Origin of the sequence: Myxococcus sp. CA039A (assembly GCF_013336645.1) — a bacterium.
Lineage (GTDB): Bacteria > Myxococcota > Myxococcia > Myxococcales > Myxococcaceae > Myxococcus > Myxococcus llanfairpwllgwyngyllgogerychwyrndrobwllllantysiliogogogochensis.
Genome location: NZ_JABUMQ010000064.1, coordinates 24105 through 38428, shown reverse-complemented (window position 1 = coordinate 38428; position 14324 = coordinate 24105). Strand labels below are relative to the sequence as shown.

At 69.4% G+C, this 14324-nt stretch carries 11 protein-coding genes; 8 read left to right on the top strand and 3 right to left on the bottom strand.

Annotation, left to right across the window (positions count from 1 at the left end; translation table 11 throughout):
* The 3 genes from HR086_RS13450 to HR086_RS13440 form a co-directional block, all read left to right on the top strand.
* Positions 1-589: D-alanyl-D-alanine carboxypeptidase (locus HR086_RS13450; RefSeq protein WP_174465819.1), on the top strand; the 589-nt coding region annotated here is incomplete at its 5' end.
* A 163-nt stretch (positions 590-752) separates the two neighbouring features.
* On the top strand, positions 753-2930 hold the full coding sequence (locus HR086_RS13445; RefSeq protein ID WP_174465818.1) for a prolyl oligopeptidase family protein: 2178 nt from the start codon (positions 753-755) through the stop codon (positions 2928-2930).
* Positions 2931-3070: 140 nt separating this feature from the next.
* Entirely contained in the window at positions 3071-4162 is a 1092-nt protein-coding gene (locus tag HR086_RS13440) for an alanine racemase (protein WP_174465817.1), read from the top strand.
* 7 nt (positions 4163-4169) lie between these two features.
* Here the strand turns inward: HR086_RS13440 and HR086_RS13435 are convergent, their stop codons facing one another.
* Positions 4170-5171 (bottom strand): hypothetical protein, encoded by a 1002-nt coding sequence (locus tag HR086_RS13435; protein ID WP_174465816.1) that lies wholly within the window; start codon positions 5169-5171, stop codon positions 4170-4172.
* A gap of 239 nt (positions 5172-5410) precedes the next feature.
* On the opposite strand from HR086_RS13435, the gene HR086_RS13430 reads away from it, so the two are divergent.
* From HR086_RS13430 to HR086_RS13420, 3 genes are all read left to right on the top strand, one after another.
* On the top strand, positions 5411-6718 hold the full coding sequence (locus tag HR086_RS13430; RefSeq protein ID WP_174465815.1) for a styrene monooxygenase/indole monooxygenase family protein: 1308 nt from the start codon (positions 5411-5413) through the stop codon (positions 6716-6718).
* Between the two features lie 73 nt (positions 6719-6791).
* Positions 6792-7748, top strand: a complete 957-nt coding sequence (locus tag HR086_RS13425) for a ketopantoate reductase family protein (protein ID WP_141644141.1) — start codon at positions 6792-6794, stop codon at positions 7746-7748.
* Between the two features lie 74 nt (positions 7749-7822).
* Positions 7823-8569: a hypothetical protein gene (locus tag HR086_RS13420; protein WP_174462576.1), complete on the top strand. Its 747-nt coding sequence runs from the start codon at positions 7823-7825 to the stop codon at positions 8567-8569.
* On the opposite strand, the gene HR086_RS13415 is transcribed toward HR086_RS13420, so the two are convergent.
* Entirely contained in the window at positions 8558-9436 is an 879-nt protein-coding gene (locus HR086_RS13415) for a DUF4105 domain-containing protein (RefSeq protein WP_373564294.1), read from the bottom strand. The genes HR086_RS13420 and HR086_RS13415 overlap by 12 nt on opposite strands.
* 318 nt (positions 9437-9754) lie before the next feature.
* Between HR086_RS13415 and HR086_RS13410 the strand changes: the two genes are divergently transcribed.
* The gene (locus tag HR086_RS13410; RefSeq protein WP_141644144.1) at positions 9755-11392 is read left to right on the top strand and encodes a cyclic peptide export ABC transporter; all 1638 of its coding nucleotides are present in this window, start codon (positions 9755-9757) and stop codon (positions 11390-11392) included.
* Between the two features lie 199 nt (positions 11393-11591).
* Positions 11592-12665, top strand: coding sequence for a 4-hydroxyphenylpyruvate dioxygenase (hppD, locus tag HR086_RS13405; RefSeq protein WP_174465814.1), 1074 nt, complete (start codon positions 11592-11594; stop codon positions 12663-12665).
* 27 nt (positions 12666-12692) lie between these two features.
* Here hppD and HR086_RS13400 read toward each other — a convergent pair whose 3' ends face one another.
* Positions 12693-14045, bottom strand: coding sequence for a cytochrome P450 (locus tag HR086_RS13400; protein ID WP_174459232.1), 1353 nt, complete (start codon positions 14043-14045; stop codon positions 12693-12695).
* Positions 14046-14324: the final 279 nt, after the last annotated feature.

Sequence of the window (14324 nt, the reverse complement as noted above, 5' to 3'; positions counted from 1 at the left end):
GCGCCCGCCCGTGCCGGAGCCGCTCGTCACCCTGGTCAGCCCGCCCCTGTCGGAGCTGGTGAAGGCCACCAACAAGGAGTCCCTCAACCTCTACGCGGAGCGGCTGGGCCTGCGCTTCGCGCGCGAGCGCAGCGGCACGGAGGGCTACGCCACGCTGCGCACCGCGCTGGCCGAGGAGCTCACCCGTCGCGGCATCCCCGCCCGGGACCTGCGCCCCGTCGATGGCAGCGGCCTGTCCCGCTACAACCTGGCCACCGCGCGAGGCCTGGCGCGCGTGCTCTTCACCAGCCTGCGAGAGCCCTACGGCGCCGCGCTGGTGGACAGCCTGCCCGTGGCCGGCGTGGACGGCACGCTGGCCACCCGCCCCGTCACCGCCATCACCGCGGGCCGCATCCGCGCCAAGACGGGCACACTCTCCGGACAGAAGTGCTTCGCGGGCGTGGTGGACCGGCCCGGTGACGCCGAGCACCCGCGCGTCGTCTTCGCGCTGATGCTCGGCAACATGGACGAAACCACCGCCCTCCCCGCCAACGAGGCCTTCGACCGCTTCGCAGCCGCCCTGGTCGAGCTTCCCCTGCGCGCCCCGTGACGACGGGCGTCCTCGAATTCCCCAGCGGCTTTGACGCAGCGCACGCCTGGAAGCAACCCGAGGGAACACGGGCCCCGAGGCGACATTCCCCTGTCGGGAACCGACGCCACGGAGGATAGGACGTGGCAGGCTGCGTCCGCCTTTCCCTATCCCCGAGGTGAACATGAAGCTGACAACCGCACTGGCCGCGGCGGCACTGCTGCTGCCACTCACGTCCCCGGCCGCAGGCAAGGGCGCGTCCAAGCCGCCCGTCACGGAGAAGAAGGAGGTCGTCGACACCTACCACGGCACGGAGGTGAAGGACGCCTACCAGTGGCTGGAGGCCACCGATGACGCGAAGGTGAAGCAGTGGAACGACGCCCAGAACGCCCACACGCGGGCCATCCTGGACAGGCTGCCCGGCCGCGAGGGCATCCGTCAGCGCGTCGCCGAGCTGCTGTCCTGGAAGTCCCCGGGCTACGCGGGTTTGACGGAGGCCAACGGCACCCTCATCGGCATCAAGTATCAGCCGCCCCGGCAACAGCCGTACGTGGTGGTGATTGGCTCCGCTGACGACACGTCGAAGGAGCGCTCGCTGCTGGACCCCATGGTCATCGACCCGTCGGGCCACACCACCATCGACTTCATCGAGCCCACGCTGGACGGCAAGAAGCTGGCGGTGTCGCTGTCGAAGAACGGCACGGAGAGCGGCGACGTCTCCGTCTATGACGTGGCCACGGGCAAGCCGCTGCCGAACGAGGTCGTCCCTCGCGTCAACGGCGGCACGGCGGGTGGTGGCCTCGCGTGGAACGCGGACGGAACGGGCTACTTCTACACGCGTTATCCGCGCGGCGAGGAGCGCCCGGCGGAGGACCGGGACTTCTTCCAGCAGGTGTACTTCCACAAGCTGGGCACGCCCACGGAGAAGGACACGTACGCGCTGGGCAAGGACTTCCCACGCATCGCCATGACGGAGCTGGAGACGTCGCCCGACGGCAAGTACATCACGGCGATGGTCGCCAACGGCGACGGCGGCGAGTTCATGCTGTACCTCCACGGCCCCGACGGGAAGTGGACGCAGGTGACGAAGTTCGCGGACAAGGTCATCCGCGCCCGCTTTGGCCATGACGGCGCCCTCTACCTGCTCAGCCGGCAGGACGCACCGCGCGGCAAGGTGCTGCGCCTGGCCCTGGCCACCCCGACGCTGGACAAGGCCACGGTGCTGCTGCCCGAGGGCGAGGCCAGCGTCCAGGGCTTCTTCCCGACGAAGTCGCGCCTGTACGTGAGCGAGCAGCTCGGCGGCCCGTCGCAGCTGCGCATGGTGGACCTGAAGGGCAAGGACCTGGGCCTGGTCCCCACCCCGCCGGTATCGTCGGTGGGCGGACTGGTGAGCGCGGGCGGCGAGGACATCTACTTCAGCAACTCCAGCTTCGTGCAGCCGCAGGCCTGGTACCGCTTCACGCCCGCGGACGGCAAGGTGACCAAGACGGCCCTGGCCAAGACCTCGCCCATGGACGTGAGCGACGTGGAGGTGGTGCGCACCGAGGCCACGTCGAAGGACGGCACCAAGGTTCCGCTCACCATCCTCAAGAAGAAGGGCACGAAGCTCAACGGCACCAACCCGACGCTGCTCACCGGCTACGGCGGCTTCAACATCTCCATCAGCCCGGGCTTCAGCCCGCTGGCGGGCCTGTGGCTGGAGCAGGGCGGCGTCTACGCCATCGCCAACCTGCGCGGCGGCTCGGAGTTCGGCGAGAAGTGGCACGCCGAGGGCTCGCTGACGAAGAAGCAGAACGTCTTCGATGACTTCTACGCCTGCGCGAAGCTGCTGGTGGACCAGAAGTACACGCAGCCCAAGAAGCTGGCCATCCAGGGCGGCAGCAACGGCGGCCTGCTGATGGGCGCCGTCGTCACCCAGCACCCGGAGGCGTACGGCGCCGTGGTGGCCCGCGTGGGCCTCTACGACATGCTGCGCTCGGAGCGCACGTCCAACGGCCAGTTCAACGTCACCGAGTACGGCACGGTGAAGGACCCCGAGCAGTTCAAGGCGCTGCTTGCCTACTCGCCCGTCCACAACGTGAAGGACGGCACGAAGTACCCGCCCGTGCTGTTCACCTCCGGCGCCAATGACCCGCGCGTGGACCCGTTCCACTCGCGGAAGATGGTGGCCCGGATGCAGACGGCCACGGCGGCCAAGAGCCCCATCCTGCTGCGCGCCGACGCCGAGACGGGCCACGGCTCCGGCACCCCGCTCAACGCCCGCATCGAGGAGGAGGTGGACGCGTACTCGTTCATCTTCAGCCAGCTCGGCGTGAAGTACCTGCCGCCGGCGAAGAAGGTCGCGGCCCCCAAGCCGCAGTAACACGCTGACGTTGGCGAGGCCCGCCCTGGACCTGGAGGAAACGCTCCGGGCCCGAGGTGGGCCTCGTCGTGTCAGGTGAAGGGCACGCGCTGGCCACGGACACCTGGAGCGCCAGCGCGCGCGGTGCAAGATTGCGCCGCATGGACCTGCTCCCGCTCGAAGCGCTCACGACCCCCGCCGCCCTCGTGGACCTGGACCGCGTGGAAGCAAACCTCGCGCGCGTGGCCGCGTACACGCGGGAGCACCGCCTGCACTGGCGCCCCCACACGAAGACGCACAAGACCGCGGAGCTCACCGCGCTCCAGCTCGCCGCCGGGGCCATGGGCGCCACCGTCGCCACGCCGCGCGAGGCCGCGGTCATGGCCACCGTCTGCGACGACGTGCTGCTGGCCTACCCACCCGTGGGCCCGAGCCGACTCGCGCAGCTGATGGCCCTGCCCCGGCGCACGCGGCTCACGGTGGCGCTCGACTCGGTGGAGGCGCTGGAGGGACTGGGCCACGCGGCCCGGGACGCGGGGCGAACCGTGGGGGTGCTGGTGGAGCTGGACCTGGGCATGCGCCGCGTGGGCGTGCAGAGCCCGGCCGATGCCGTGGCCCTGGCCCGCGCGGTCGCCGCCACGCCCGGCGTGACGTACAGAGGCATCATCTTCTATCCAGGCCACGTGCGCGTGCCGGTGGAGCAGCAGGAGTCCGCGTTGAAGGACCAGGGAGCGCGCGTGCGCGAGTTCGTGGACGCGCTCGCCTCCGAGGGACTCCGCCCCGACGTCGTCAGCGGAGGCTCCACGCCCATGCTGTGGCGCTCGCACGAAGTGGAAGGCCTGACGGAGATCCGCCCCGGCATCAACGTGCTGAATGACCGCAACACCGCCGCGCTCAACGCCTGCGCCTGGAACGAGTGCGCGTTCTCCGTCCTGACCACCGTGGTGAGCACCGCCGTCCCCGGCCAGGTGGTGGTCGACGCGGGCTCCAAGGCCCTGGCCAAGGAGGAAGGGCTCGCCCCGACGGGTGGCTATGGCGCACTCCTGGACAGGCCCGAGCTCGTCGTCCGGAGCGTCTCCGAGGAGCACGGCCTGCTCGACGTCTCGGGCACGTCCTGGCGCCCCCGCGTGGGGGACCGGTTGCGCGTCGTCCCCAACCACGTCTGCGCCGCCGTCAACCTGCACGAGCGGCTCCACGTGCTGCGCGGCGACACCGTGACGGCCACGTGGGCCGTCGCCGCGCGCGGCTGGTAGCTTCCTCTCACACCAGCTTGTCGAGCCGCTCCAGCTCGCGCGAGAGCATCGACTCCAGCTCGCGGATGTTGCGATAGACGATGCACCTGTAGGACGCGACGTCGAAGCGCAGCTCCTTCACGTCGCGAACCAGGAGCAGCGTGGGCCGCCCTTTACCCCACGCGTAGCCGACCTCCAGGTACACGTTGGGGTTGGCCAGCGACAGGTCGGCGATGACGACCTTCGCCGTGTCGATGCGCTCCTTGATTCGCTGGATGATGGGCCCGTCGAACACGGCCTGGTCCACGCGCTCGCACAGCAGACCCGCCGCCTTCACGGGCCCCTGGATGCCGTAGTGGTACGTGTCCTCCAACTCGGGCGTGAAGGGCATCGCCACGAAGGCGTGAGGCTTTCCCATGGACACCGTGCCCGCGCTGGCCATGGACGGCGCCTGCACGAACGCGCTGCTGCGCCGCACCCGGAAACCTCCCCCTGGCAGCGTCTCCACGCCCGGCGTTCCACCCAGGCCCCGCTCCAGCGCCTTGCGCAGCCGCAGGGCACGGCGCATGTCCAGCTCCACCACCGTGAAGCGCTCCAACCCCTTGGGGCCCGTGCCGCGCTGGAAGGCCTCGATGAGTCCGCCCACGAAGGCCAGCACCGCCTCATCCTCGTCGAGCCCGTAGTTGGGGCCGTGCACCGTGCCCGCCACGTGTTTCACCGACGCGTGCGCCTCCAGCGCCTTCAGCGCGCGCAACGCGAACTGGCGAATCTCGTGGTAGCCGAACTCGCCCAGCCGCACCGTGCCCATGAAGAGCGCCAGCGGCGAGGCCAGCGCGCCCTTCGTCTCCACGAAGCGGAATTCGCCCGGCTGCACCGCGACCTGCACCGGCGGCACGCCCACGGCCTCCAGCCGCCGTGACGCCTCGCCAGCCGCGCCGTACAGCTTTTGTGCATATTTGAACAAGGCGACATCCGCCGTCATCTCGGTGACGTCGCCCACTTCCAGCACCACGTCGAGGGCCGCGCTCATCCCTCGACTGTAGGGCCGCCGACTGTCCGGCCCCAACCTGGAACCCAACGGTCCAATCGCGAACGGGTGCCCGGGGACCCCCATGTTCCTGAGACTCGGGGTATGACCAGTCTAAAGAACTCCATTCACATTGTGATATGGAGCCCTGCGCACCCCGGAACACCCGGGGAACCCCACATCCCCTGAGGGGCCGTCCCGACGCAAAGTCTTTCAAGTCGGGAAAAGTGAAGGAGAGACAGATGGCGAGCATCGGTATCGTCGGCGCCGGCACTGCCGGACTGCACCTGGGTCTGAAGCTTCTCTCGCAGGGCATTCCCGTCACGCTCTACGCGGAGCAGGAGCCAGACGCCCTTCGCGCAGGCCGACTTCTGAACACGGTGACTCACCATGCGCCCACTCGCGCACGGGAGCGGGAGCTGTGGGTGGACTTCTGGGGCGCGCCGGAGCTGGCGATGAACCGCTGCGCCATCCACGTCCACGGGCCGCATCCGTTCAGCGTGAAGGGGCGCGTCCTCGAGCCGAGCCTCTGCGTGGACTATCGCCTCTATCAGCCCCGGCTCGCGGAGGCCTTCGTGGAGCGCGGAGGGCGGCTGGAGGTCGCGCCGGTGGACAACGTCGCGCTGGAGGGCCTGACGCGGCGCCATGCGCTGGTGGTGGTGGCCTCCGGGCGCAATGGGCTCAACGCGCTGTTTCCGCGCGTGCCGGAGCTGTCGCCGCATACCCGGCCTCCTCGCGTGCTGTTCGCGGCGATCCTCAAGGGCCTGCGGATGCCGGAGCCCTTCGGCATGCACGTCAACCTGGTGCCGGGCCAGGGTGAGGTCTTCGAATCGCAGATGATCACCCGCCACGGCCGCGTCCCCAGCACGCTCATCGAGGCGGTGCCCGGAAGCGAGCTGGCGTCGATGATTTCCCTCAAGCGCGACGACGACCCGGCCGCCTTCGACGCGATGCTGCTGGACCTCATGCGCCGCCACGCGCCCGCCACCTACGAGCGCATCGACCCGACGGAGTTCGGCGTCCGAGGTCCGCTGGACTTCCTCCAGGGAGGCTTCACGCCCGTGGTGCGCCGCGCCTGGGCCCAGGTGGGCGAGGGCCGCTTCGTCATGGCGGTGGGCGACACCCACGTGACGAACGACCCCGTCGCGGGCCAGGGCGCCAACGCCGCGTCGGCCTCCGCCTTCACGCTGGCCATCGCCATCCAGGACGCGCTCCTGTCCGAGCGCCCCTTCGACGAGACGTTCTGCCGCGACACGGAGGCGCGGATGTGGACCGCCGTCGCCCCGGCGACCGACTGGACGAACGCGCTGCTCCAACCGCCTCCGCCGCACGTCGTCGACCTGCTGGTCGCCGGCAGCCGGGACAACCGGGTGGCCGACGCCATCGTCAGCGCCTTCATGATTCCCGAGCGCATCCTCTCCGCCTGTGCCTCGCCCGAGGCCTCCGCGGAGTTCATCGCCCACGCGGGAACGCCGAGCGCGGACGTGCTGGCCGCGTCCGGAGCCCTGGGCTGGGACACCGGAGCCAGAATCCGGCCTCTCGCCGGCTGAGACTCGAAGTCCGGGCGAGGCGCCGTCGAAACGCTCCTGCGGGAGCGGCGGCGCTTCGCTATCCTCGCGAGCCATGCGATTTGGCATCGTCGGTTCGGGTGGAGTGGGCGGCTATTACGGCGCGAGGTTGGTGCGCGCGGGGCACGACGTGGGCTTCCTCGCCCGAGGCTCGCACCTGCGCGCCATGCGGGAGCGGGGCCTCACCATCCTCAGTCAGGAGGGGGACTTCACCGTCCCCGTCCGCGCCGAAGAGGACGCCGCGCGGCTGGGGCCGGTGGACGTGGTGGTGCTCGCGGTGAAGAACTACGACGTCGCCAGCGTGCTCGCCCAGGTGAAGACACTGCTCGCCTCGAAGGAGCAGCCCTCGCACGGCGCTCCCGGCACGGTGGTCGTCACGCTCCAGAACGGCGTGGACAGCCCCTCCGAGGTGGCCGCCGCCGTGGGCGAGGCCGCGGTCATCGGAGGGACGACGTACATCTCCACCGCCATCACCGAGCCGGGCGTCATCCGTCAGGCGGGCACGCTGCACCGGGTGGTGCTGGGCGAGGCGTTCGGTGACATCTCGCGCGTCTCCCCGCGCGTCCAGGCGCTGCGGGACGTGCTCGCCCAGGCGGGCCTCAACGCGGAGGCGGTGGCCGACATCCGCGCGCCCCTCTGGGAGAAGCTCGCCTTCCTCGCCGCGATGTCCGGCTTCTGTACCGCCGCACGCTCCTCGATTGGCCCCTTGAGAGAGGTCCCCTTCTTCCGGGAGATGTTCCGCGAGGCCGCCGCCGAGGTGCTCCGCGTCGCCGCCGCGGAGGGCGTCTCCACCACCACGCGTCCCGACGACGTGATGCGCTTCATGGAGGCGATGGCCCCGGAGATCCGCCCGTCGATGATGGTGGACTTCGACGCGGGCAAGCCGCTGGAGGTCGAATACCTCCAGGGCACGGTGGCCCGGCGCGGCCATGCGCTCGGCGTCCCCACGCCCGTCATGAGCACCCTGTACTCCGTGCTGATGCCCCACGTGCGCGGCGCGCGTCAGGGCTGAGCCTGTCCGTCCACCCACCGAGCGGGCCGACGGCCTGACGCAATCGTCCGCCGGATTTCGCATAGAGATGAGTGATGAGCGAGCCGAGCCCCCGCCCCACGCCGAGCCCTCCGTCGTCTCCGCCCCTGGGGCGCGTGGCGCTGCATGCCGTCGCCTCCGGGCTGACGCCCCTCATCCCCGTCCCCTTCCTGGATGACTACGCCCTCTTCCAGGTGCGCGAGCAGTTGGTCCGCTCGCTGTTGGAGGAGCGCGGGCTGCGCGCGCCGAACCAGGCCGTGGAGGCGCTCGCGGGCTCCAGTCTGGGCCGCACGCTGGGCGGGCGGTTGGCCAGCTACCTCAAGGGGATGATGCTGCTTCCGGTGAAGAAGCTCTTCCGGAAGGTCTTCTTCGTCCTGTGGGTGAAGGACTGCGTGGACGTGGCCTCCGTGTCCCTGCACCACGGCTACCTGCTCCACCACGCGCTGGAGCGCGGAGACCTGGATGCGCTGAGCCTGCAGGGCGACAAGCCTCAAGCCATCCACGCGGCCATCGTCGCGGCCTGCGCGGAGGTGGATGCAAGGCCCGTCAATCAGGCCCTGCGGCGCCTCTTCGCGAGCAGCCGGCTGCTGGTGGCGGAGGCCACGCGCGTGTTCCTCAATCCCAGGAACGTGGGCCCCCGCGCGCCCGAGCCGGGCGAGAGCGCGGAGGTGAAGTCGCTGGCGGACCGGCTGCTCGCCCTGCTGTGGGAGGAGCGCGGCTACTTCTCCACGCTGGAGGCGCACTACGTCCGCCACCTGGAGGCCGGGCCGGCCCCCGTCTTGAAAGCGGCGTCAGGGAGCTGAGTCGGCCGCGCGCGCTTGCGTCTCACGGATGCGCCGCGAGAAGTCCGGCTGGTTCGCCGCCGCCAGCGCGCGCGGGTTGATGAGGTGCCGCGCGCGCACCACTTCCAGCGGCGCGTCCGTCTCGATGAGCCCCAGCTCGTACGCCAGCGCGTCGGAGAAGGCCGGCAGCAGCGTGCGGTGGTCATAGGGCACCTTCACCGCGCTCACCTTCTCGAAGTGGTGCACCAGGTTGGTGGTGCAGTTGTTGGAGAGCGAGTTGTAGAACTCCGGCTTCGCGTGCAGCGCGTTCATCCGGGCCACCATGTCGAGGAAGAAGTCGGAGATGCGCTCCTTCGACGCGTTCACCGGGTAGAGGTACACGTCGTCATGTCGGTGGTTGGAGCGCAGTTGCACCAGGTCCCGCTCGTCGCCCACGACGTAGACGAGCTCGAACTGGCGGAACAGCCCTCCCACGGCGGAGAACGTCTCCCCCTTCTCGCGACGAATCTCCACGGAGAAGACGAGGTAGCGCCCATCCGAGAAGCCGAAGCTCACCATGGTGTGCGCGGCGCCGAAGAAGCCGGAGAACGGCTCCACGATGAACCACGCCCCCGTCAGCTCGCGCGCGTCATACGTGGCCGAGTACCAGGACGCATCCCAGTCCGTCGTGCTCCGGTAGCGGAAGTCGCGCACGTCGTGAATCGTCACCCGCGAGCCCTCCACGTCCGCGCGAGCCATCCGTGCCAGGTCCGGCGCCCAGTCGCGCTCGGTCGACGGCGCCTGGGACCAGGCCCAGACGTGAAGCCCCCCACACGCCGCGAGCACCACCGCCACCGCGCCCGACCGCGAGCCGAACCGCCGCCACACGACGAGGGCCAGGCCCGCCACGACCAGGGCACCCAATGCCCTGAGGAGGTGCGCCCCTTCGGGCCCCGCCCCTGTCAAGGCGAGCGCGAGCCCGACCCAGGCGGTCCCCCCGAAAAGCACCAGGGCGGTCAGGACGTTGGGGACGAGAGCGGGCAGTCGCATATCCGCCCAGTATTCCGCGCCCCCGGGCCGCTCGCCAAGGGCGGCGCAACCCCGTCCCGCCTGGCACCATGATAACCCGATAAGCAGCCTGTCCCCGGGTATCACTTCGCGCGGCAATGACGTATGAGAGCGGCGAGGGCCCGATTCTCAGGTCCCTCCGGGTCTCCGGGAGCCGTCGTGTCATTGCTCGCCCTGCTCTTCCAGAAGTCCAAACTCCCCATCATTCTCGCGGCGCTCCTGGGCATCCTCACGGGTGCATGCAGCGCGGCGCTCGTCGCGGTGATGAACCAGGCGCTGACGTCCCGGACGGTGGCGGACGCGCTGACGCTGATGCCCGCGTTCCTCGGCTTCGCGGTGGCGGTGCTGGTGCTGCGCATCGTGTCTCAGATGCAGCTCAGCTCCATGCAGCAGGTGGCCCTGCTGGACCTCCGGCTGTCGCTGTGTCGGCGCATGCTGGAGGCCCCGCTGAGCAAGCTGGAGAGCGCCGGGCCGCACAAGCTGTTGGCCGCGCTGACGGAGGACATCGCCGTCATCAACAGCACCATCTCCGTCATCCCCGGCGTCATCATCTGCCTGGCGACGCTCGCGGGCTGCCTCGTCTACCTGGCGTGGCTGTCCGGGCCGCTCCTGATGATGATCCTCGCGGTCATCGCCGTGGTGATGGCGAGCGTGGCCATCCCCAACCGCTACGCGTATTCGCAGTTCTACAAGCGGCGCGAGAGCCAGGACGCCCTGTACTCCAACTTCAGGACGCTCATCGACGGCGCCAAGGAGCTGCAGCTCCACCACGCGCGCAGCGAGGACTTCTTCAACAAGGAGCTCAAGCCGACGGCCGAGGAGGTCTCACGTGTCTCGCTGACGACCAACAACCTCTTCATCATCACCGGGAGCTGGGGCGGCTTCATGGTGATGGCCGTCATCGCCGTCATCCTCTTCGGCGTGCCCCGGTTCCAGACGGTGGAGATGTCCACGCTGGCCGCGTACGCGCTGGTGGTGCTGTACCTGCAACAGCCGCTCGACGGCCTGATGAACCAGTGGCCCGCCCTGTCTCGCAGCCACGTGGCGATGAAGAAGTTGGAGAAACTGGGCCTGTCGCTGGCGGACCCGGAGCCTCCCGCCGACGGCGCCGTGCCGACGAAGTTCGAGCGAGTCGAACTCGTGGACATCACCCACACCTACTACCGCGAGCAGGACGGCGCGACCTTCACCCTGGGCCCCATCAACACGATGATGCGCCGGGGCGAGCTGGTCTTCCTCGTGGGCGGCAACGGCAGCGGCAAGACGACGCTGGCCAAGCTGCTCACCGGACTGTACTCGCCGGAGAAGGGGGAGCTGCGAGTGGACGGCGTGCCCATCACCGCCGCCAACCGCCGCTCCTACCGCCAGCTCTTCTCCTCCGTGTTCTTCGACTTCCACCTCTTCGAGCGCATGCTCGGCCTGGACCAACCCGGGCTCGAGGAGAAGGCGAAAGGTTTCCTGTCCCGGCTCCAGTTGCAGCACAAGGTGCGCGTGGAGGACGGCAAGCTGTCCACGGTGTCGCTCTCCCAGGGACAGCGCAAGCGCCTGGCCCTGCTCACGTCGTTCCTGGAGGACCGCCCCATCTACGTCTTCGACGAGTGGGCCGCGGACCAGGACCCCCTCTTCCGCGAGCTGTTCTACCGGGAGATGCTCCCCGCGCTGAAGAACCAGGGGAAGCTCGTCTTCGTCATCAGCCACGACGATCGCTACTTCCACCTGGCCGACCGTCTGCTCAAGCTCGAGTCAGGACAGCTCGTCTCCATGCCAGACACCGCCCCCACCGCCGTCTCGGCGTGAGCCGCGGGTGATACATCGCCCCACGTGATGTCTCGGCGTGAGCACCGGGTGATACAGCGTCCGACACTTTTCACGGATGACATGCTGAGAGGTTTACGGCGGCAATCCGTGATAAGACTTATTGCAACGCAATCACCGTCTCGCGCTCCCATCGGGCTGGCCTGGAATGGTCTCGCCCACTTGAATCGAGGTTCTCCGAGTGGATCTCACGCGGGTGGAGCATGCCGAGCTGTTCGTGGGCGACGCGGCGCTCTCCGCCTATTACTTCTGCCACGCGCTCGGCTTCCGGATGGTGGCCAGCGGTGGACCGGAGACGGGGCTGCCCGGCCGTCGCTCCTTCGTGCTCGAGCAGGGAGCCGCGCGGCTCGTCGTCACGTCCGCGCTGGGCTCCGAGGGTGAAGTCGCCGCGTACGTGCGGGCCCATGGCGACGGCGTGCGAGACATCGCGCTGGGGACACCGGATGCGCACACGGCCTTTCGCGAGGCGGTGAGCCGGGGCGCCCGGGCGGTGGCCGAGCCCTTCACCTACGAAGCCGATGGCCAGCGCGTGGTGAAGGCCACCATCGCGGGGCCAGGCAACTGGGTGCATTCGTTCATCCAGCGCGACACGCCGTCGGGTGCGTACCTCCCGGGCGCATACCTGCCGGTGGACGCGGGGCCCTCGGGCGGCGCGACGCTGTTCTCCGGGGTGGACCACTTCGCCTTCGCCCTGGAGCGGGGCCGGCTGCTGGACACGGTGGGGTTCTACGTGGACGTGCTCGGCTTCGCGCAGACGCACCAGGAAGACGTGCGCACCGAGTACAGCGGGATGAGCTCGCGGGTGGTGCAGGCCGCGGGGGGACAGGTGTGCTTCCCGCTGCAGGAGCCCGTCGCCGGTGCGCGGAGGGGACAGCTCGAGGACTTCGTCGACGCCCATGGTGGCTCGGGCGTGCAGCACCTGGCGTTCCTCGCGGACGACATCACCCGCGCGGTGGATGCGCTGACCCAGCGGGGCGTGGGCCTGCTCGACGCGCCCCGGGGGTACTACGAGGACCTGGAGGCGAGGCTCGGCACCCTGGGCCCGTTCCGCCGGGAGCTGCTCCAGGCGCGCAACATCCTGATGGACCGGGACGCCTGGGGCGTGCTGCTGCAGGTCTTCACCCGCTCCCAGCACGCGCGGCGCACCCTCTTCTTCGAGGTCATCCAGCGGCAGCAGGCCCGAGGCTTCGGTGGCGCCAACATCCAGGCGCTCTACGCGGCCAAGGAGCAGGAGGCCACGCGCGCCGCGGGCTGAGACGAGCCCGCGGCCACGCACGTCACATCACTTCCGGGGCTCCAGCGTCAGCGGCAGTCCGCCCCGGGGGAGCAGCGAGATGCCCGGATAGATGTCCACCTTCCGCCCGGGAATGGCGCGCAGGCGGAAGCGCTGGGAGACCATCGCCAGCACCAGCGCGCCGAACATCAGCGACAGGTTGTTGCCGATGCAGATGTGCTGGCCCGCGCCGAACGGAATGTAGGCGAACTTGTGGCGCGCCCCGCGCGACTCGGGGGCGAAGCGGTCCGGATCGAAGGTCTCCGGTGACGACCAGAACTCCGGGTGCCGGTGCAGCACGTAGGTGATGGCGACGACAACCGTGCCCGGCTCCACGCGGTAGCCACCCACGGTGTCCTCCTCCTTGGCCACGCGCACCAGCTTCCAGGCCGTGGGATAGAGCCGGAGCGTCTCCTCGAACACCTGCATGGCGTAGCGCAGGCGCGGCAGGGACTCCAGGGTCGGCGCCCCGCCACCGAGCACCGCCGCGCTCTCGGCGGCCAGCCGGTCGGCGATTTCCGGGTGGGTCGACAACAGATGCCAGGCCCAGGCCAGCGCGGCCCCCGCGCCTTCGTTCGCGGAGAAGAGGTTCATGAACTCGTCGCGCAGCTCCTTGTCCGTCATGCCCTCGCCGGTGTCGCGGTCCTTCGCCGCCAGCAGCAGGGCCATGATGTCGTCCTCGGGACCGCCTTGCTTGCGCTGGACGATGACCTCCTTGGCCTTGCCATTGAGCAGCCGCAACGTGGCGAAGAAGTCCGCCCACTTCTTCTTGTAGATGGGCAGCCGCTCCAACTTCAGGAGCCGGTACAGGAACGAGCCGCGGTCGTTCAGCATCCACATCATCCGGCGCATGGCCTCCGCCGTCGGCTCGTCGGGCTCATCCGAGTACAGCGCCCGCGTCGTCATCCGCAGCGAGAGCACCCCCATCTCCTCCGCGATGTCGAACCGCCGCCCCGGCTCCCGCACGGCCTCCCACTGCGCCAGCTTGCGCTGGATGAGGTCCACCATGCCCGTCAGCAGGCCGGCCAGCCGCTCCCGGTGGAAGGCGGGCTGGACGAGCCGCCGCTGCCGCCGCCAGTAGTTCCCCTCGCTCACGAAGAGCCCGTTGCCCAGGAACGGGTCGTCCACCAGCTCCGGCTTCGCGTAGTTGGGGGCGTTTTCGGTGAGGAAGTACCGGACGTGGTCCGGATGACTCAACATGTAGGTGGGCTTGGCGTCCAACTTGAAGCGGACCACGTCACCATGCGCTCGGAAACTCTCGACGAAGAGACCCAACGGGTCTTTCTCGTGGCTCAGGAGGTTGCCCCAGATGGGGAGACCCCGGGGACCCGGGGGGTAAGGCGAAGCTGGAGTCGAAGCCATGCGGTCTCGGGAGCGAATCCCACCAGTTTATCAGAAGTGCCTGACCCCCTGACAAACCAAGGAGTTAGCGCGGTTCGAGGCTGACTAGACATTCCAGATAAAACAAGGGATGAAGGCAGAGGGCATGCTTCACCTCCGACCTAATTTTCCTCGTTCACGGCTCCCAGCAACGGTGCCGTGCCACCGCGCGGTAGCGGGCCTCTCGCGACAGATTGGGGGGAGCTCCATGGCCGTACCTCCCGCGAGGCGGATTGTCGAATCCGCCCGCTGTTGAGGGGC